Annotated in this window: 18 protein-coding genes and 2 tRNA genes; 12 read left to right on the top strand and 8 right to left on the bottom strand. The window is 65.3% G+C overall.

The window, feature by feature from the left end:
- Nucleotides 1-21 precede the first annotated feature (21 nt).
- Complete coding sequence (locus WKH79_RS01680; protein WP_341859412.1) at nucleotides 22-456, bottom strand: GFA family protein; 435 nt, start codon at nucleotides 454-456, stop codon at nucleotides 22-24.
- Nucleotides 453-914, bottom strand: a complete 462-nt coding sequence (locus tag WKH79_RS01675; protein WP_050599282.1) for an Lrp/AsnC family transcriptional regulator — start codon at nucleotides 912-914, stop codon at nucleotides 453-455. The genes WKH79_RS01680 and WKH79_RS01675 overlap by 4 nt, the downstream gene beginning before the upstream one ends.
- 226 nt (nucleotides 915-1,140) lie before the next feature.
- Between WKH79_RS01675 and WKH79_RS01670 the strand changes: the two genes are divergently transcribed.
- The 5 genes from WKH79_RS01670 to WKH79_RS01650 all read left to right on the top strand — a co-directional run bounded on the left by WKH79_RS01670 (nucleotide 1,141) and on the right by WKH79_RS01650 (nucleotide 5,655).
- The gene (locus WKH79_RS01670) at nucleotides 1,141-3,003 is read left to right on the top strand and encodes a histidine kinase dimerization/phospho-acceptor domain-containing protein (protein ID WP_341859411.1); all 1,863 of its coding nucleotides are present in this window, start codon (nucleotides 1,141-1,143) and stop codon (nucleotides 3,001-3,003) included.
- A gap of 12 nt (nucleotides 3,004-3,015) precedes the next feature.
- On the top strand, nucleotides 3,016-4,017 hold the full coding sequence (locus WKH79_RS01665; RefSeq protein ID WP_230833601.1) for a polysaccharide deacetylase family protein: 1,002 nt from the start codon (nucleotides 3,016-3,018) through the stop codon (nucleotides 4,015-4,017).
- Between the two features lie 56 nt (nucleotides 4,018-4,073).
- Nucleotides 4,074-4,150, top strand: a tRNA-Ile gene (locus tag WKH79_RS01660).
- Nucleotides 4,151-4,177: 27 nt separating this feature from the next.
- Nucleotides 4,178-4,254 (top strand) — tRNA-Pro (locus WKH79_RS01655).
- 141 nt (nucleotides 4,255-4,395) lie between these two features.
- The gene (locus WKH79_RS01650) at nucleotides 4,396-5,655 is read left to right on the top strand and encodes an MATE family efflux transporter (protein WP_341859410.1); all 1,260 of its coding nucleotides are present in this window, start codon (nucleotides 4,396-4,398) and stop codon (nucleotides 5,653-5,655) included.
- Here the strand turns inward: WKH79_RS01650 and WKH79_RS01645 are convergent.
- Nucleotides 5,652-6,857: a GGDEF domain-containing protein gene (locus tag WKH79_RS01645; RefSeq protein ID WP_341859409.1), complete on the bottom strand. Its 1,206-nt coding sequence runs from the start codon at nucleotides 6,855-6,857 to the stop codon at nucleotides 5,652-5,654. The genes WKH79_RS01650 and WKH79_RS01645 overlap by 4 nt on opposite strands.
- Nucleotides 6,858-6,987: 130 nt before the next feature.
- Nucleotides 6,988-8,199: a GGDEF domain-containing protein gene (locus tag WKH79_RS01640; RefSeq protein ID WP_050599287.1), complete on the bottom strand. Its 1,212-nt coding sequence runs from the start codon at nucleotides 8,197-8,199 to the stop codon at nucleotides 6,988-6,990.
- 268 nt (nucleotides 8,200-8,467) lie between these two features.
- Between WKH79_RS01640 and ettA the strand changes: the two genes are divergently transcribed.
- The 4 genes from ettA to WKH79_RS01620 all read left to right on the top strand — a co-directional run bounded on the left by ettA (nucleotide 8,468) and on the right by WKH79_RS01620 (nucleotide 11,137).
- Nucleotides 8,468-10,147: an energy-dependent translational throttle protein EttA gene (gene ettA, locus WKH79_RS01635; RefSeq protein ID WP_050599288.1), complete on the top strand. Its 1,680-nt coding sequence runs from the start codon at nucleotides 8,468-8,470 to the stop codon at nucleotides 10,145-10,147.
- A gap of 237 nt (nucleotides 10,148-10,384) precedes the next feature.
- On the top strand, nucleotides 10,385-10,705 hold the full coding sequence (locus WKH79_RS01630) for an FKBP-type peptidyl-prolyl cis-trans isomerase (protein ID WP_341859408.1): 321 nt from the start codon (nucleotides 10,385-10,387) through the stop codon (nucleotides 10,703-10,705).
- Nucleotides 10,672-10,821, top strand: coding sequence for a hypothetical protein (locus tag WKH79_RS01625; protein WP_341859407.1), 150 nt, complete (start codon nucleotides 10,672-10,674; stop codon nucleotides 10,819-10,821). Before WKH79_RS01630 ends, WKH79_RS01625 begins: the two co-directional genes overlap by 34 nt.
- A gap of 46 nt (nucleotides 10,822-10,867) precedes the next feature.
- A complete protein-coding gene (locus WKH79_RS01620; RefSeq protein ID WP_341859406.1) occupies nucleotides 10,868-11,137 on the top strand; it encodes an acylphosphatase in 270 nt (89 codons plus the stop codon).
- 9 nt (nucleotides 11,138-11,146) lie between these two features.
- Here the strand turns inward: WKH79_RS01620 and WKH79_RS01615 are convergent, their stop codons facing one another.
- Nucleotides 11,147-11,752, bottom strand: coding sequence for a pyridoxamine 5'-phosphate oxidase family protein (locus WKH79_RS01615; RefSeq protein WP_341859405.1), 606 nt, complete (start codon nucleotides 11,750-11,752; stop codon nucleotides 11,147-11,149).
- 149 nt (nucleotides 11,753-11,901) lie between these two features.
- Here WKH79_RS01615 and WKH79_RS01610 point away from each other — a divergent pair, with 149 nt between their 5' ends.
- Nucleotides 11,902-12,861 (top strand): RcnB family protein, encoded by a 960-nt coding sequence (locus tag WKH79_RS01610; RefSeq protein WP_341859404.1) that lies wholly within the window; start codon nucleotides 11,902-11,904, stop codon nucleotides 12,859-12,861.
- 108 nt (nucleotides 12,862-12,969) lie between these two features.
- On the opposite strand, the gene WKH79_RS01605 is transcribed toward WKH79_RS01610, so the two are convergent.
- Entirely contained in the window at nucleotides 12,970-13,518 is a 549-nt protein-coding gene (locus tag WKH79_RS01605) for a cytochrome b (protein WP_341859403.1), read from the bottom strand.
- 100 nt (nucleotides 13,519-13,618) lie between these two features.
- On the opposite strand from WKH79_RS01605, the gene WKH79_RS01600 reads away from it, so the two are divergent.
- A complete protein-coding gene (locus WKH79_RS01600; RefSeq protein WP_063512450.1) occupies nucleotides 13,619-14,287 on the top strand; it encodes a 2OG-Fe(II) oxygenase in 669 nt (222 codons plus the stop codon).
- 5 nt (nucleotides 14,288-14,292) lie between these two features.
- On the opposite strand, the gene WKH79_RS01595 is transcribed toward WKH79_RS01600, so the two are convergent.
- The gene (locus tag WKH79_RS01595; RefSeq protein WP_341859402.1) at nucleotides 14,293-15,402 is read right to left on the bottom strand and encodes a PAS domain-containing protein; all 1,110 of its coding nucleotides are present in this window, start codon (nucleotides 15,400-15,402) and stop codon (nucleotides 14,293-14,295) included.
- Between the two features lie 138 nt (nucleotides 15,403-15,540).
- Nucleotides 15,541-17,169 carry a lysine--tRNA ligase gene (locus tag WKH79_RS01590; protein ID WP_341859401.1) on the bottom strand — a complete coding sequence of 543 codons (1,629 nt, stop codon included), beginning with the start codon at nucleotides 17,167-17,169 and terminating at the stop codon, nucleotides 15,541-15,543.
- 385 nt (nucleotides 17,170-17,554) lie between these two features.
- Between WKH79_RS01590 and WKH79_RS01585 the strand changes: the two genes are divergently transcribed.
- The gene (locus tag WKH79_RS01585; RefSeq protein ID WP_341859400.1) at nucleotides 17,555-17,755 is read left to right on the top strand and encodes a hypothetical protein; all 201 of its coding nucleotides are present in this window, start codon (nucleotides 17,555-17,557) and stop codon (nucleotides 17,753-17,755) included.
- Nucleotides 17,756-17,960: the final 205 nt, after the last annotated feature.

Raw genomic sequence — 17,960 nt, 5'->3', positions numbered from 1 at the left:
GGTGGCACGCGGCAACGTCTGTCAGTTGAATTTGAAACCCGCCGCTTCTGCCTCGGCGATCACCTCGGCGCCCGTCTGGCGGGGGTGGTCGCCTTCGATGCGGCACCAGTCGGCGCGTTCGTCGACGAAAATTTCCTTCTCGATCGCATGTTTGGCAGCGGCATCGAACAGGCCCGCGGAGAAACTGCGGCCCCCCGTCGGCAGGAAGCGGAACCACAGATTGCTGCCGCAATGCGCGCAGAAAGCGCGTTCGGCCCATTCGCTCGAGCGGTAGATGGTGACACTGTCCTCGCCCGAGATGCGGACGGATTCGCCGGTCTGCGCGCTGTAGAACGAACCCGCCCAGCGGCGGCACATGTCACACTGGCAGATCTCGATGAGCTGCGCCGGATTGTCGAGCGCGATGGTGACCGCGCCGCACAGGCAATGGCCCTCGATCCGCGCGGCACCGCTCACAGCGGGACGCCGGGCTCGAGCTTGCTGGTGCGGATGGTGAGCGAGGTTTTCACGCTTTCGACATTGGGTGCCGGGGTCAGCTTGCTGGTCAGGAACTCCTGGAAGCTCTGCAGATCTTCGCTGACGATCTTGATGATGAAGTCGATTTCACCGTTGAGCATGTGGACTTCGCGCACTTCGGGCAGGTCGCGCATCGCCACTTCGAATTCGCGCAGCGCGTCTTCGGCCTGGCTCTTGAGGCTGACCATCGCGAAGACGGTGATCGAAAAGCCCAGCTTGGACGGATCGAGCTCGGCATGGTAGCCGCGGATCACGCCCTCTTCTTCCAGCGCGCGGACACGCCGCAGGCATGGCGGGGCCGTCAACCCGACCCGGTGTGCCAGTTCGACATTGGTGATTCGTCCTTCGGACTGGAGTTCCCCCAGCAGCCGCCGGTCGATATCGTCGAGATTGGCCATACTCATTGCCCCTGCTACCCTTACGCCGCGATGTGGCATCGCGAAACTTCCACGAAATGTTAACAACGCGACACAGGCGTCTTGGCTAACATTATTAGTCTTGCCAGCAATTGTCCCGCTTTGCAACGCGCTGGCAACTTTCCGTTCATTGTAAGTTTTACAGCGGTAGAAACCCTGGCCTGCGATGGGGTAACTGTCGCAAACCCTCGCCACCCCCGGAGAATCCATGCATTTCGACGATCGCCTTGCCACTGTGCTGCGCCACCGCGCCGCCGGCGAGCGCGCGGCGAAGACGCAGTTCCGGCAGTTGCTCGATCTGCTGGGTGAACGGCCGCAGCGTGGCGGCGACTCCGCGCTCAAGGCGGCGGCCTATCTCCGGCTGATCGCGTTGGCCGACATGATCCCGACTGCCGAACGCGCCGCGATCGTGGGCGAAAACGGCTGGCGGTTCCGCAATCCCGAACTGGTCCGCTGGTTCGGCGAGGCGCATCCCGCGATCGCCGCGGCGGCTTTGCAGCGCGCCGATCTCACGGGCGAAGAATGGGCCGGGATCATTCCCACGCTGCCGATCCGGACGCGCGGCTTCCTGCGGCATCGCCGCGACCTGCCATCGGCTGCCGTGCGCGTGCTCGACCGGCTGGGTGTATCCGACCGCGCGCTGCCGATGCCGAAGACCGTGGCTGCGAAAGAGCCCGCAGCACTGCCCGCGGAAGCCGAGGGGCCCGCGGACACCGGCGCTGGCATGCATGGTCCCGCGCCCTTCTCGCTGCGTCCGGCGCAGGCGCAGGCGCCGGACCCCGCGCCACCCCCGACCGAAGCGGCCGAGCCCACCAGGCCCGTCGAACCCGAAGGGCCGCCGGTCGCCTCCGAACTTGCCGAGCCTGTCGGTCCTGTCGATCCCGTGCCTGCTCCCGCCGCGCAGGATCCCGACAAGTCCGACGGCATTCGCGCGCTGGTCGAACGGATCGAAACCTTTCGCAAGGCGCGTGCGCCGCGCACCGCCCCAGGCGATGCGCCGACCCTGCCAATGGCCGAGCTCGAGCAGCCGGTTGCCCGCAAACCGATCGATTCCTTCAATTTCGGCACCAATTCCGAAGGCCGGATCGATTGGGCCGAACCCGCGATCGCGCCGCTGGTTGTCGGGATCGACCTGTCGCAGCGCCGCGCCCATGCGCCGCTGGGCGGCGATTTCGCCGCCGGTTTCGCCAATCGCCAGCCGCTGCGCGACATGCCGATCACGCTGCGCGGGGCCGAGGCGATCGAGGGAGACTGGATCGTCGATGCCGCGCCGCGCTTCACCCGCGGCGACGGGCGCTTCCATGGCTATGTCGGTCGCTTCCGCCGCGCGATTGCGGCGGTCGACGACCGCGTCCAGCGCGGTGCCGACCGACTGCGCCAGCTGCTCCACGAACTACGCACGCCGGTCAATGCGATGCAGGGCTATGCCGAAGTCATCCAGCAGCAGGTGTTCGGCCCGACCCCGCATGAGTACCGCGCGCTGGCCGCCTCGATCGCGGGCGACTCGGCGCGCATCCTCGCGGGTTTCGACGAGCTCGACCGGCTGGCGCGGCTCGAGACCGGCGCGCTCGATCTCGAGGCGGGCGAAAGCGATTTCGCCGCCATCGTCCGTGCCCAGGTCGACCAGTTGCAGAGCGTCCTCAGCCCGCGCGTGGCGCGCTTCGAAGCAGAGCTTGCCGCCGATACCGCACCATTGGCGCTGGCCCGCGAGGAAGCCGAGATGCTCGGCTGGCGCGTGCTGGCAACAATGGCCGGCGCAACCGCTGCGGGCGAACATGTCGCGCTGGCGATGGTGCAGGATGGCGAACAGGTCGCGCTGCGGATCGCCTTGCCCGCCAAGCTGGCCAAGGCCGAGGATATCTTCTCTTCCGATGTCCGCGCGGGCGGCAGCACGCTGAGTTCGGGCATATTCGGCGCCGGTTTCTCGCTCCGCCTCGCCCGCGCCGAAACGCGCGCCGCGGGCGGCGAACTGGCGCGCGAGGGCGATGCGCTGGTCCTCAGCCTGCCGCTCTTGACCGCTGCCGAGCCGCTGCCTAGCCCTGTCGATGCGCCCGATCGCGCCGCCGGCTAGGACACGCCCACCATCGCACATGCCAACCTCCTCGACCCGCCCGTACCCTCGCAGCAGGTCCGGTTTGCCGAAGGGTTCGGCCAGCGATCGCTGCTGACAGTCGACACCGAGGAGGAATTCGACTGGAATGCCCCTTTCCGTGCCGATGGCTACGGGCTGAGCCACGTCCGCGCGATTTCGGGTTTCCAGGAATTCTGCGAGGGGATCGGCGTGGTGCCGGTCTATCTGGTCGACTGGCCCATCGCCACCGACCCGCTCGCGCGCGAGATCATCGGCGATGCGGTCCGCGCGGGCACGGCCGAGGTGGGCGTGCAATTGCACCCGTGGGTCAATCCGCCGCATACCGAACAGGTCAACGCGCATCACAGCTATGCCGGCAACCTTCCGGTCGAACTGGAAGAGGCCAAGTTCCGCAAGCTGCGCGATACGATCGAGGAAGGCTTCGGCACGCTTCCGCGGATCTACCGCGCGGGCCGCTACGGGCTGGGCCCGCAGACTGCCAAGTTGCTCAGCGAAACCGGGATCGCGATCGATAGCTCGGTGCGCGCGCGTTACGACTATTCGGCGACGCAGGGGCCCGATTATGCCCGCCACCCGGTCACGCCCTACTGGACCGATCCCGACCACAAGCTGATCGAACTTCCGCTGACCACGGTGTTCTGGGGCCTGCTGCGCCAGCAGGGCGGCCATGTCTTCCCGCTCACGACGAGGTTCCCCCGGCTCGGCGGGGCGCTGTCCCGCCTCGGCCTGCTCGAGCGGATCGGCCTGACCCCCGAAGGCGTGAGCATGGACGAAGCGCTGCGCGCGATCGACATCGCCATCGACGACCAGCTGCCTGTTCTGGTGCTGAGCTTCCACAGCCCGTCGCTCGCCGCGGGTCATACCCCCTATGTCCGCACCGAGGCCGACCTCGATGCGCTCTACGACTGGTTTCGCGGGGTCTATGCCTATCTCGACACGCGCGGCGTGCGACCGACCACGGTCGAAGAAATCATGGCATCGGTCGACGCCTAGCGCTTGCCAGCCCATCGCCGCGCGGCTAGGCGCGCTGTTCCGCACGACGTGGCTGGGGGCCTGTAGCTCAGTTGGTTAGAGCTGGCCGCTCATAACGGCTAGGTCGCGGGTTCGAGTCCTGCCGGGCCCACCAAGCTCGGCGTCTTGCGGGAAAACCGGTCGGGGAGTGGCGCAGCCTGGTAGCGCACTTGTTTTGGGTACAAGGGGTCGCTGGTTCGAATCCAGTCTCCCCGACCAGTTTTTCATCGCCAGACGGCCCGGTGGCCGCTTCGGCCGGCCGAACGACCCGGCCCCGCGTGTGAGGAACAAGGCCTGACACCCTCCGCACCATCGGCTGTCGATCCGCGGCTCATCTGGGCCATCGCGCTGCCTGCGATGGTGACCAATGTCGCCACAGCGCTGATCGGCGTGGGTGACATGTGGATCGTCGGGCAATTGGGCGATGCCCCGACTCAGGGCGCAGTCGATATCGGTGCCAAGCTGTTCGCCGCTCTATTCACCGTCATGAACTTCCTCAAGACCGGCACCACCGGCCTCGTCGCGCAGGCGGGCACGCGCATGGGCCAGCACGCGCAGGCGCAGGTGCTGGTCAAGGGCGTGGTGGTCGGCCTCGCGATCGCGGCCATGCTGCTGCTGGCCAAGCCGGTCCTGCTGCCGCTGATGCTCGATGCGCTGGGCGCCGAGGCGCGTGTCCGCACGGCAGCCGTCGTCTATGCCGACATCCGCTACTGGAGCGCGCCGGCAGTGCTGGTGAATTTCGCGCTGATCGGCTTCCTCGTCGGGCGGCGGCGGATGCGCGAAGTGCTGGCGATCGAGATCTTCTACAATCTGCTCAACATCGCGCTGGGCCTGTGGCTGGCGCTGGGGCTGGACTGGGGCATCGCCGGGATTGGCTGGTCGAGCTTCATTGCCGAGTTCGCCAAGCTGGCGGCGACCGGCGCGCTGATCTGGTATCTGGCGGGGAATGATCTGTGCGCCGCGCTGGCAGACCGCTCGAACATTTCCCTGCGCGCGCTCAAGCCGTTCCTGGCAATCAACCGCGACCTCTTCCTGCGAACGGTGGTGCTGATGGTGGCGATCGCGATGCTGACCCGGCTGGGGGCGGAACGCGGCGCGGTGACGCTGGCGGCCAACGGCATCGTCTACCAATTGTTCGTGCTCGCCGCACTGCTGCTCGACGGGTTCGAGAACGCCGCCCAGGTACTCAATGGCGAGCGGGCGGGCGATGGCGACCGCGCCGGGTTTACCGCGCTGGTCCGGGCGATCCTGTGGCGCTGTCTCGGCGTGGCGATCCTGCTCTCGGCGGCCTTCGCCTGGGCTGGCGGGATGATCACCGACAGTTTCGCGGCGACGCCCGCGGTCGCCGCCGAAGCGCGCACGCTGTGGCCGTGGATCGTGGCGATCCCGCTGGCGGGATTTGCCGGGTTCGTGCTCGACGGGGTGTTCGTGGGTGCCAGCTGGACGCGCGCACTGCTGCTGTCGATGGCGGGCGCCGCGCTGGGCTATGGCGTCATGCTGTGGCTGACATGGCCGCTGGGCAATCACGGGCTGTGGGCCAGCTTCATCGGCTTCCTGGTGCTGCGCGCCGGATTGCAGCTGGCGCTGATGCCGCGGTTGCTGCGCCGCGAAATGGCTTAGACGCGGGCGCGGCGCATGTCGGGACCCTGCCGATGCGGCCCCATGGCGAGCAGCATCCCCTCATCCTGCGATACGATGCGGTTGCGGCCCGCCTGTTTTGCCCGATAGAGCGCCGCATCGGCGCGCGCGAACAGCCGGCCGTAACCTTCGTCGGGTTCCCACTGCGCGATGCCGAAACTGGCGGTCAAGCGGACACCGTCGGAAATGCCCTCGATCTGCATGTGTTCGAAGCGGGTCCGGATCCGCTCGGCGAGCTTGCGCGTCGGCCCGGCGGGGCAGTCCCACACGAACAGGCAGAATTCCTCGCCGCCGACCCGTCCGGCAATATCGGTCGACCGGATCGCCGAACGCAGCAAATCGCCGAAACCGGCAATCGCACTGTCACCGACCTGGTGCCCCCAGATATCGTTGACCCGCTTGAAGTGATCGATATCGGCTACGATCACGCTGATCGGGACATCCTCCTCCCGCGCGCGCTGCAGCATGGCGATCGCCTGCGTTTCGAAGGGGCCGCGCATTTTCAGACCCGTCAGCGTATCGCGCTCCGCATCGTCGCGCACCGCCTTGGTCTGATCGGTCAGCGCGGCACCCAGCAGGATCAGGGCCATCAGGACCGCAGCCAGCGCGAGCCAGACGACCATCACGGCGTAGAACGGGGTCTCGCGGTATTCCACGGCGGTCATCTCGCCCTGGACCATGATCGCGACCAACGGGCGGACGAAGAACTGGAAGGCGCCCATCGCGAGCAGGAAGAGGATCGCCTTGTCGAGCAGCTCACTGCCCGCCTTGCGGGCGATCGCCTGCGTTCCCAGCGCAAGGATCAGCCCATAGCTGGCGTTCGCGGCGTAGAGCCGCGCGTTGTAATCCGCCCCGAAGCTCGCCCCCACCATCATGACCAGGCCGAGCCCGGCGATAAACGCATAGAGACGGTGCGGGATCGGCTGGCCGTAGCGCGTGCCGATACCCCAGACCATGGCGATGGTGCCCAGGGAATAGAACAGGTGCATCGCCACGACCGCCGGGATGCCGTTGGGATCGGGCGTGAGGTGGAAGATGAAAAAACCGGCCGCGCTTGCGAAATAGCTTACGGATATGATCGCGATCCAGCTGGCGCCGGGTTCGCGGCGCCACAATATCAGGAAGGCGATACCGAACACCATGTTGAGCATGGGGTTCGCCAACGCGAGAATATTCTCCGACATGCTACACCTCGACCCTTCACCCCTTGCTTAGGTGATAACAGTTAAAGGTGGTTAAAGAATACCGCTTTTACTGGTGGATACCGTGTATGACGCCAGCGATGACATGGACCGGCCGCGCCGGAAACTGCGGTCAGGCGTTGGCTTCGTGCCGCTTGTCGGCCAGTTCGGCAATGGATGTCACGACCCCGCGCTTCTTGCCCTCGCCGTCGCGCACGATGCAGTTGCGGCCATTTTCCTTGGCTGCATAGAGCGCGCCATCGGTGCGTGCGAACAGCTTGCCATAGCCTTCGCCCTCGCCGCGTCCGGCAACGCCGAAACTGGCGGTCAGGCGCTGGTCGCCGGGCAATCCTTCGATCTGCGCCTGCGCGAACTTGCGGCGAATGCGTTCGGCCAGCGAGACCGCGGCCTGTTCATCGCAGTTCCACGCGAGGATGCAGAATTCCTCGCCGCCGATGCGCCCGGCAATATCGGTTTCGCGAATGGTCCCGCGAACGATCTCGCCGAACTGGGCGATCGCCTTGTCACCGGCCTGGTGCCCCCAGACGTCGTTGACCGCCTTGAAGTGGTCGATATCGGCAACCACCAGCGACACGGGCGCGCATTCCTGGTTGGCCCGCTCGAGCAGCGTGACCACGCCCTGTTCGAAGGCCCGGCGCGTGCGCAGCTTGGTCAGCCCATCGAGATCGGCCTGTTCGCGTACGGCCTTGATCTGGTCGTAGAGGCAGGCGCCGACCAGGACCATCGCGCTCATCAGCGCGATCAGCGCAAGCGACAGATTGAGGACCGAGTAATAGACCGACTGCCGGTAGACGCTGGCCGGGATCGACTGTTCGATCAGCAGCGTCAGGACCGGGCGGATCATGAATTGCGCGGCCAGAACCGAGTGCGCGGCAATGATCAACTTGTCGATCGCTTCGTGCCGCGGACCGCCCAGCAGCGACATCAGGCACACGAGATACATCGCGCCATAGCCGACATTGACGATGATCAGCCGAGAGGAAATATCCGGGCTGGTCAGCACCGCTACCGCCAGCGTGGCCGCCGACAGGCCGTAGATGACCAGCAGCACCCCGAGATAGGGCGGCTGTCCGGCGCGCTTGGTCAGCGCCCAGATCGCGGTCGCCGTGCTAAGCGAATAGAAGAACTGGGTGATGTGGAAGACGTAGGGGGAGCCCGTGTCGAACAGGTGGGTCGTCCCGAAACCGATCGCGAACAGCAGATAGGCCGACGCGAAGCCGAGCACGTAATTGCCCATCTTCCCGCGCCACCACATGATGAGGAAGACCGCGAAGAACACGATCGACATCGTCGGGGTGATCATGCCCATAATCTGTTCGCGCATGGACTGTCCCTACCCTTCCTGCCGGCATTTTAGGGGCGCCCTGTTAATAGAACGTATAAGGGAATACCCCAATCGGCGCTCCCATCGTGTTTCGCAGCTGAAAAGTCCAGCCGCCAATCGACACTGCGCCAGTTGCCGCGGTTCGCCCGCACCCGCCCCATATGGCATTCCCCATGCTTGCCCCGTGGCGTCGGTGCGACTATCTGCGCGGCAAAGCTTGCGGGCCGCCCGTGCCCGTCATCCCAAACCGATCCGAAGGACCCCGCCCATGGCCGCCCAGTACGCATTCGTCATGAAGGACATGACCAAGACCTTCCCCGGCGCTTCCAAGCCGGTGCTCAGCAACATCAGCCTGCAGTTCTACCAGGGCGCGAAAATCGGCATCGTCGGTCCCAACGGGGCGGGCAAGTCGACGCTGATCAAGATCATGGCGGGGATCGACACCGATTTCACCGGCGAGGCATGGCCGGGCGAGAACATCACCGTTGGTTATCTCGAACAGGAGCCCGAGCTCGACGAGAGCAAGACCGTGCTCGAAAACGTCAAGGACGGCGCACGCGAGATCGCCGACAAGGTCGATCGTTTCAACGCCATCAGCGCGGAAATGGGCGATCCGCAGGAGGACACCGATTTCGATGCCCTGATGGAAGAGATGGGCACGCTGCAGGAGCAGATCGACGCGGTCGACGGCTGGACGCTCGACAACCAGCTCGAAGTCGCGATGGAAGCGCTGCGCTGTCCGCCGGGCGACTGGGCGGTGACCGACCTGTCGGGCGGTGAAAAGCGCCGCGTGGCGCTGACCCGCCTGCTGATCCAGAAGCCGTCGATCCTGCTGCTCGACGAACCGACCAACCACCTCGACGCGGAAAGCGTCCAGTGGCTGGAAAACCACCTCAAGGAATATGCGGGCGCGGTGCTGATGATCACCCACGATCGCTACTTCCTCGACAATGTGGTGGAATGGATCCTCGAGCTCGATCGCGGGTCGTACTATCCCTACGAAGGCAATTACTCGACCTATCTCGAGAAGAAGGCCAAGCGCCTCGAGCAGGAAAGCCGCGAGGAAAGCGGGCGCTCCAAGGCGCTGTCGCGCGAACTCGAATGGATCCGGCAGACGCCCAGCGCGCGCCAGACCAAGTCGAAGGCGCGTATACGCAAGTTCGAGGAACTGCAGGAAGGCCAGAAGGACCGCAAGCCGGGCAAGGCGCAAATCGTCATCCAGGTCCCCGAACGGCTTGGCGGCAAGGTGATCGAGGCCAAGAACATTTCCAAGGCCTATGGCGACAAGCTGCTCTTCGAAAACCTGTCCTTCATGCTGCCCCCGGGCGGCATCGTCGGCGTGATCGGCCCCAACGGCGCGGGCAAGTCGACGCTGTTCAAGATCCTCACCGGCAAGGAAGAACCCGACAGCGGCACGGTGGAAATCGGTTCGACCGTCCATCTCGGCTATGTCGACCAGAGCCGCGACCATCTTAATCCGAAGAACAACGTCTGGGAGGAAATCTCCGACGGGCTGGATTACATGAAGGTCAACGGCCACGACACCAGCACGCGCGCCTATGTCGGCGCATTCAACTTCAAGGGGGCCGACCAGCAGAAGAACGTCGGCAAGCTGTCGGGCGGTGAACGCAACCGCGTCCACATGGCCAAGATGCTCAAGGAGGGCGGCAACGTCCTGCTGCTCGACGAACCGACCAACGACCTGGATGTCGAAACGCTTGCCGCGCTCGAGGAAGCGATCGAGAATTTCGCCGGCTGTGCGGTGGTCATCAGCCATGACCGCTTCTTCCTCGACCGGCTGGCGACGCATATCCTCGCATTCGAGGGCGACAGCCATGTCGAATGGTTCGAAGGCAATTTCGAAGCCTATGAAGAAGACAAGCGCCGCCGCCTCGGCGATGCGGCGGATCGCCCCACGCGCCTGGCGTACAAGAAGCTGACACGGTAACCACCGGCCCCGGCCATCCCGGGCTGCGGCGCGCAGGTGCTCCGCAGCCCGGTCGGACCTTTCGGCATCGCGCGCACGGCTGCGCGCCAGGTTTGCGCTGTCCCGTGGGCGCTCCGGGCCGACTGCGTTTGACTAGTGCAGGCCGAGTTGCGACAATCGCGGGCAAGGCGCCCTGCAATGGGCGCGTCCCCGCGCGGCGCATCGCCGCCGCCACACCAAATCTCGAAAAGGACAGTCATGACAACTCCCAACAACGGCGACACCGTATCGATCGACTACGTGCTGCGCAGAGGCGACGGCGAAGTCGTCGGCACGACCGAGGAAATGGGTCCGCAGGACATCGAACTGGGCAGCGGGCAGATCTTCCCGCAGATCGAACAGGCGCTGACCGGCATGGAAGTGGGCGACGAAGAAACCGTCGAAATCGCTTCGGACAGCGCTTTCGGGCCCCGCCGCGACGAACTGGTGATCGACATTCCGCGTGAAAACCTGCCGCCCGAGCCCGCCCCCAGCCGGGCATGGCCATGCAGGCCCAGTCGCCCGACGGCCAGCCGCTGACGCTCTATATCGTCGAAGTCGGCGAACAGACGGTCAAGGCCGACGGCAATCATCCGCTGGCAGGCGAGGACATCAGCTTCGCGATCACGCTGCGCGACATCAAGCAGGCGGCCTGACGATGTCCGGGCGGGCGGGCGGCACGTATCGCGGATCACCCGCAGCGTGACGACCGCCCGCCGCCTCATCGTACGCGGACGCGTCCAGGGCGTGTTCTACCGCGACTGGACGGTCGAGACCGCTGCCGCGCTGGGCCTCGCCGGCTGGGTCAGGAACCTGCCCGACGGCACCGTCGAAGCGCATGTCGAAGGGCCGCAGGCCGCGGTCGACCGGATGATCGCCGCCATGCATGACGGCCCGCCGCGCGCCGCACCCGACACTGTCGATGCAGAGCAGACAAGCGCGCAGGGATACGATCGCTTCGAACGGCGCTGACAGACGCCGCTAGGGCGATATCCACTGGCCATCGCCGGCAGTCAGCACTGCGCGCCGGTGCCCGGTATGCGCCAGGCTGAACCAGTCCGCCTGCTCCACCTGGACCAGCAGCACGGCGAAGTTTTCGCGCGCGCCCTGCACTTCGTCGTCGGTCGGCTCGACGCCTTCGAAGCGCTCCGGCAATCCCGAAGTGGGATGATCCGCCGCCACGCCCGGTCCCTCCCCGAGATAGCATCTCCGCGCGAAATTGTTGCTCTGCGCCCAGGCTGCATCGGCAACCAGCCCGGTCCGTTCGATGCGGCCGGTGCCGCGCAACCGCAACTGGATCTTCGCCTGCCTGTCATAGGCGAGCACCCCGATACGAGGATCGGTTTCGATGACCGCAACCTTGGGCGACCGGACATCGGTATGGAACCGCAGCAACCAGCTGTCCGCATCGAATGCGCGCAGTACCATCACCCGCGCATCGGCATCGGCCGTCGCCACGACGGGGCTGTGCATCGCCGATCTGCGGTCGTTGGCCGCGGCCGAAAGGCGTGCGGCGATATCGGTGCGGACTTCATCGAGCGTGTCGTACATGCCAATGGCAATGCCGGTATCGAACGATCGTGCCAAGACTCAGTGCGTTCATGTTTCGCCAAATAAACATGAACAACAACGTGACCAACCGGTTCAGTTTCGCGTCAGGCCGTTGTGATACAAAGTGCGACATCGGTGCCGCGGGTGGTGGAGCGGCTTCAAACGCAAGCATGAGGACAAGCTCCATGAACCTGACCAAGCTGATGAAAGGCACGGCCCTGAGCGCGCTTGCCGCGGCGATGGCCATCACTGCCCTGCCCGCCCCGGCGGAAGCACAATCGCGCGAACGCGGCGAACGCGGCGAACGGGCCCAACGCGACCGCGGCGATCGGAGTGAAGCGCGTCAACAGCGTGCCGCACGCGAGCGCATGCGCCAAATGGATGCCCGCGAATTCCGCAACGTGCGCAGCGAACGGCGATCGGTTCAAGTCGATCGCGGCGACAACCGCGCCGACATCCGGCGTGCACGAACGGAAAGCCGGCGCGGGGAAGCGCAACGCGCAGAACGCGCCGCAGCCCAGCGCCGCCAGGCAGAGCGGCAGGAACGCAGCGAGCAGCGCCAGCGTGTGCAGCGCGACGCCGCACGTGATGCCCAGCGTGCGCAGCAACGGCGCGAGGCACGCCGCGATGCCAGTTCGCGTCAGAACGCCTATCGCAGCGAACGGCGCCGCGACGCGCGCGAGGATCGTCAGCTCAGGCAGGAGCGTTACCGTGCCGAACGCCGCCGGGATGCACGCCAGGAACGCCGGTACAGGCAGGATGTGCAGCGCAGCGCGCGCCAGGATGCCCGCCGCGCACGCTATTACGACGGCCGCCGCTGGCATAGCTACAATCGCTGGGACCAGCGCCGGTGGCGCGACAATCACCGCTACGACTGGCAGCGGTACCGTCTGGGCAACCGCAGCATCTTCCAGCTCGGCCGCTATTACGCGCCTTATCGCGACTACCGCTATCGCCGGCTGAGCATCGGGGCACGCATCGGCAACCTGTTCTTCGGCAGCCGTTACTGGATCAACGATCCCGGTCGCTACCGCTTGCCCGCCGTCTACGGCCCCTATCGCTGGGTGCGCTATTACGACGACGTGTTGCTGGTCGATATCTACAGCGGCGAGGTCGTCGACGTCATCCACGACTTCTTCTGGTAAGCCATACCGCCAGCCGGCTTTCGAGAGTGGGCTGGACGGTGACAGAGCCCCCGCCAAGCGATTGGCGGGGGCTTTTTCGTCCCTGGCCCAGGACAGAAAGCCGGTTTGTCAGGCCCGGCCGAAGGGCAGCATGCGGAAGATCCCCCCGCTACGGTCGACGAAAGTGTGTTTGAGCGCGCCGAGGACATGCAGGACGATCAGCGCCAGAAAGACCGTCCCGCCCAGCGCATGGGCATCGAAGATGCGGCCCGCCAGGTCACCGTTCTCGCCCAACGGCAGCGGCGGAATGGTGAACAGGCCGAAGATATCGATATCGCGGCCGCTGAGCGAATTCGCCAGCCAGCCGCCCAGCGGCAAGCCGATCAGCAGGACGTAGAAAACGACATGGACCGTGCGCGCCAGTGCGGCTTCCCAGCCGCTGATCGTGGCTGGAAGCGGCGGCACCGGATGCGTAAACCGCCACAACAAGCGACCCAGGGTCAATACGAGGATCATGATCCCGACGGCCTTGTGATAACCGAACATCTCGATCTTCGCCGGCATGTCCAGCGCTTCGGCGCGTTCGGCGATCTGCCAGTTCGCGATCACGAGGACCGCGATAACCCAATGAAACACCATGGCCCCGGTCGAATAGCGGCGCGCAATCGTATCGCTCATCATTCCTGCTCCTGCTTTGACCCGGCCCGATCCTAGCGTGCACATGCTGTGCGACAAGCGCCTTACTTGAAGCCTCCGGCACGGTTGCTAACAGGAGCGCATGAGCAAGACTGCGAGTGTCCCCGATCAGGATGCCCTCAAGCGCGTCGGTGCGCGGGTGCGCCAGCGCCTCGAGAGCGATCCGCAAGCCTACAAGGTGCCCACCGACGCGGCCGAGATCTACGCCATCGGCGATTTCCTGTCCGGCGAGGAATGCCGCCGGCTGACGCATATGATCGATGCTGTCGCCCGGCCGAGCGAGCTGCACGAAACCGCCTATGTCGCCAAGTTCCGCACATCCTATTCGGGCAATTTCGACCCCCACGATCCCTTCATCAAGGCGATTTCGCGCCGCATCGACGATGTGCTTGGTCTGCCGGCCAATGTCGGCGAGAACATCCAGGGCCAGCGCTATCTGCCCGGGCAGGAATTCAAGCCGCACAACGACTGGTTCTATACCGACCAGGAATACTGGAAACTCGAACGCAAGCGCGGCGGGCAGCGCTGCTGGACCGCGATGGCCTTTCTCAACGAAGTCGAAGAAGGCGGGCACACGCATTTTGTCGAGATCGGCGCCTCGATCGAGCCCAAACCCGGCGTGCTGCTGGTGTGGAACAATGCCACCGTTGAAGGGGTGCCCAACGAATACACGCTGCATGCGGGCACCCCCGTGATCAGGGGTCAGAAATACGTGCTCACCAAGTGGTACCGCACGCGCAAGCACAGCTGACCCGGTCAGTTCGCCTTGCGCGAACGCGTAGGCACGCGGATAACTGCCTTCAGCCCTTCGGGCTCGAAACGCACGTCCACGCTGCCGCCGAGACCGCGAATGACCCCGTCGATCAGGCGCGTACCCGAACCGGTGCCCTTGATCTCGGGCTCATCTGCCAATGTGCCGGCACCTTTTTCGCAGCGTTCGATCCACTCGACCACCAGCATGTCGTGGCTAACCTGCCATTCGATATGGACCTTGCCGTCCTCATGCGAAAGCGAACCGTATTTAAGCGCATTGGTCGCCAGTTCGTGCATGGTCAGCCCGATCGGGGTGACATGTTGACGGGGTAACCGGGTCGGTTCACCGCCGAGTTCGATCCGGTCGGCATAGGCGTTGCGGTATGGCCGCATCACGGATTCGACCAGGGTCAGCAGATCGGTCTGATCGTGCTCGAGCGCCTCGCTCGACAGCGAGGCGCGGTGCGCCCCGGCCAATGCCTCGATCCGCCGCTCGACTTTCCCGGCGAGCTCGGCGACATCGCTCGAACCGCGCGCGGACAGGCGGACGATCGCGGTCAGCACGGCGAACAGATTGTCGGTGCGATGCCGCAGTTCCTTGGCCACCCGCTCGCCTTCGACGATCGTCTCGCGCGCGGCGAGCAGCTCGGTAATGTCCCATTGCGACCCGAAGAAATAGGCGAGTTCGCCCTGTTCGTCGTAGATCGGCCCGACATGCACCGCGTTCCAGAAGGCCGTGCCATCCTTGCGGTAATTGAGGACGTCGACGACGGTATATTCCGCCGTGCGCATCGCGTCGCCCAGCCGCTTCGTCGCCGACTGCCTGGTCGCGGGCCCCTGCAGGAAGCGGCAGTTGCGGCCGATGACCTCGTCGCGGGCATAGCCGGTCAGGTCGAGAAAGGCCTGATTGCAATACACGATCGGGCAGTCGTCCTGGTGCGGATCGGCAATGCACAGCGCCATCCGCGTCTGTTCGGTGGTCTGGAGGAATAGCTGCGACGAGCCGATCTTGAGATCGGCGAGCTGGCCGACGATCTGCGCGTTATGCGCAGCCTCGTCGATGGCATCATCCAGGGGGCCGGCGCCCTTATTGTCGGTGTCCTCTGAGTCCATGGCCCGCCCCATGGTGTGTCCCCTGTCGTATGAAACGCCTGCTGTCGCGCAAAGACTGTCGCCAACCGCGCACGATGGCAAGCCCGAAGAGGGACGTAGACGAAGCGGACGCCCGGCGGCCTTGCGCCCCGCTCGCTTTTATTGACGCGCGAGCGCCTCGGCGATCAGCTGCCGGGTGTTGGCGACGCCGTACAGCGCGATGAAGCTGCCCATGCGCGGGCCCTGGTCGCTGCCGAGCAGCGTCTGGTAGAGCGCCTTGAACCAGTCGCGCAGCGAGGCGAAACCGTATTCCTCGCGCTTGCCGATCTCGTAAACCTGCGTCTGCAGGTCTTCCGCACTGGTGTCCTCGGCGGCTTGCGCCAGATAGCTGTCGAGCGCTCGCAGCGCCTCGGCCTCGTTCGCGCTGGGGGCACGCTTGTCCAGCGTGGGGACGATGTAGTCGCGCGTATAAGTCACCGCCGTGGCGATGAGCACTTCGAGCTCGGGCGTGATCCGGCTATCGCCGATATAGCTGGCGAGGTAATCACGCAGCGCATCTTCGCTTGCCTCGGCGCCCAGCACGCTGGCGAGGTTGAGCAGCAAGCCGTAAGTCACCGGCAGGCTGTCGCCCGCGCCCGGAGCTTCCGCCGCTTCGAAACCGCCATTGGCCCGCGTGAGGTGCCACACCGGATTGCCGAGCTGCTTGTCGAGCTCCTGCTCGACCAGCCGCTCGCGGAACTGCCAGTAATCATCCACCGCGCGCGGGATGACGCCGACGTGCAGCTGCTTGGCGCTCTTGGGATTGGGGAAGATGTAGAAGCCCAGGCTCTCTTCCGAACCATAGGTCAGCCATTCGTCGATGGTCAGCCCGTTGCCCTTGGACTTGGAGATCTTCTCGCCGTTCTCGTCGAGGAACAGCTCGTAGATCAATCCTTCGGGCTTGCGCCCGCCCAGCACCTGCACGATCTTGCCCGACTGCACACCGCTGTCGGTCAGATCCTTGCCGTACATCTCGTAATCGACGCCCAGCGCATACCAGCGCATTGCCCAGTCGACCTTCCACTGCAGCTTGCTCATGCCGCTCAGCGCGCTCTGCTCGACGACGGTCCCATCCTCGTCGGTGAAGCGGATCGTGCCCGCCTCGGCATCGACCACCTCGACCGGCACCTGCAGCACGCGTCCGGTCTGCGGGCTGACCGGCAGCACCGGCGAATAGGTCTGGCGGCGTTCCTCGCGCAGCGTCGGCAACATGATGTCGAGGATCTGCCGGTTCTTGCGCAGCACCTGCCGCAGAGCTTCGTCGAAGGCACCCGAATTGTAGCGATCGCTGGCCGAGACGAATTCGTACTGGAAACCGAAGCGGTCGAGGAATTCGCGGAGCATCGCGTTGTTGTGCGCGGCGAAGCTGGCGTGATCGGTATCGAAGGGATTGGGCACCCGGCTCAGTGGCAGGTGGAGATTATCCTGCAACAGCTGCTGGTTGGGCACGTTGTCGGGCACCTTGCGCAGCCCGTCCATATCGTCGGAGAACGCGACCAACCGCGTCTTGCCGTCTTCGGGCTTGGCGCCGATCAGCGCTTCGAAGGCGCGGCGCACCAGCGTGGTGCGCAGAACTTCCTGGAACGTGCCGATATGCGGCAACCCGCTGGGGCCGTAACCGGTTTCGAACAGGACCGGCGAGCCGTCGGGCTTGGCGCCGTCGGGATAGCGTTTGAGCAGGCGCTGCGCCTCCTGGAACGGCCAGGCCTTGGACACGCGTGCAGCGGCGATCAGATCGTTCATGCTCATGCGCCCGCCTCTCGCCAAATTGCCGCAACGACGCAAGCCGCAAATTGCGCGGCGGGAATGGTCCATATCCGTTCGATGTTTCGCGCATGGCGGGCCGCGAGCGCCCGATTTGCAAGCCGATGCTGCCCCATGGTGGAGCGAGTTTCAGTCGAAAACGATGTCGGGAAAGCGGACCATTGCCCCGCGGCCACAAGGCGCCGCAGGTCACTCAGACATCGGAGTTGAAAATGGCAGACTATCCTAGTTTCGACGAAGAAAAGGTCTAGCATGCGCTCGACGCGGCCAACGGCACAATGACGCTGTCGGACTGCAGAAATCGGACGGCGGGCCCAACATCCTGGCCGGCGGAGAATTCGCGGTACAGGCGCAGTGCATCAGCGTCACGGTGAAGAACAACAAGGTCTGCCTCAACCTGCCGCTGGGCATCGGTTCGGTCTGCCTGCCGATCCCCGTTTCGATCCCCGACGGCACGGCCGCCGAAGCCTGTCTCAGCATCTGCACCACCTGGGGCATACCCACCGGGGTCAAGGTGACGGTCTCGGTTGCCGGGCACACCATCGTGACGAAATCCTTCGGCAAATGCTGATCACTTGACCGCAGCACCGGGCAGCCGGTGCCGGCGTCGGGAATTCCCTCTCTGGCCGGACGGGTAGGGGCGCTTTCCCCGCGAGCGCCCCTATTGCCCAGCCCCCTCCCCGATCGATCGGCGCGGCCCGCAAGCCAGCCCTCTCGGCAAGACGGCTGCGCGCTCTGTTTACTTTTCGTTCCTGTCCCATCATGGTCGCGCGGTG

The organism is Qipengyuania sp. GPGPB31, from assembly GCF_038396345.1.
GTDB lineage: Bacteria > Pseudomonadota > Alphaproteobacteria > Sphingomonadales > Sphingomonadaceae > Qipengyuania > Qipengyuania citrea.
Note: the sequence above shows the minus strand (reverse complement) of the source record. Positions and strands in the feature narration are given on the sequence as shown.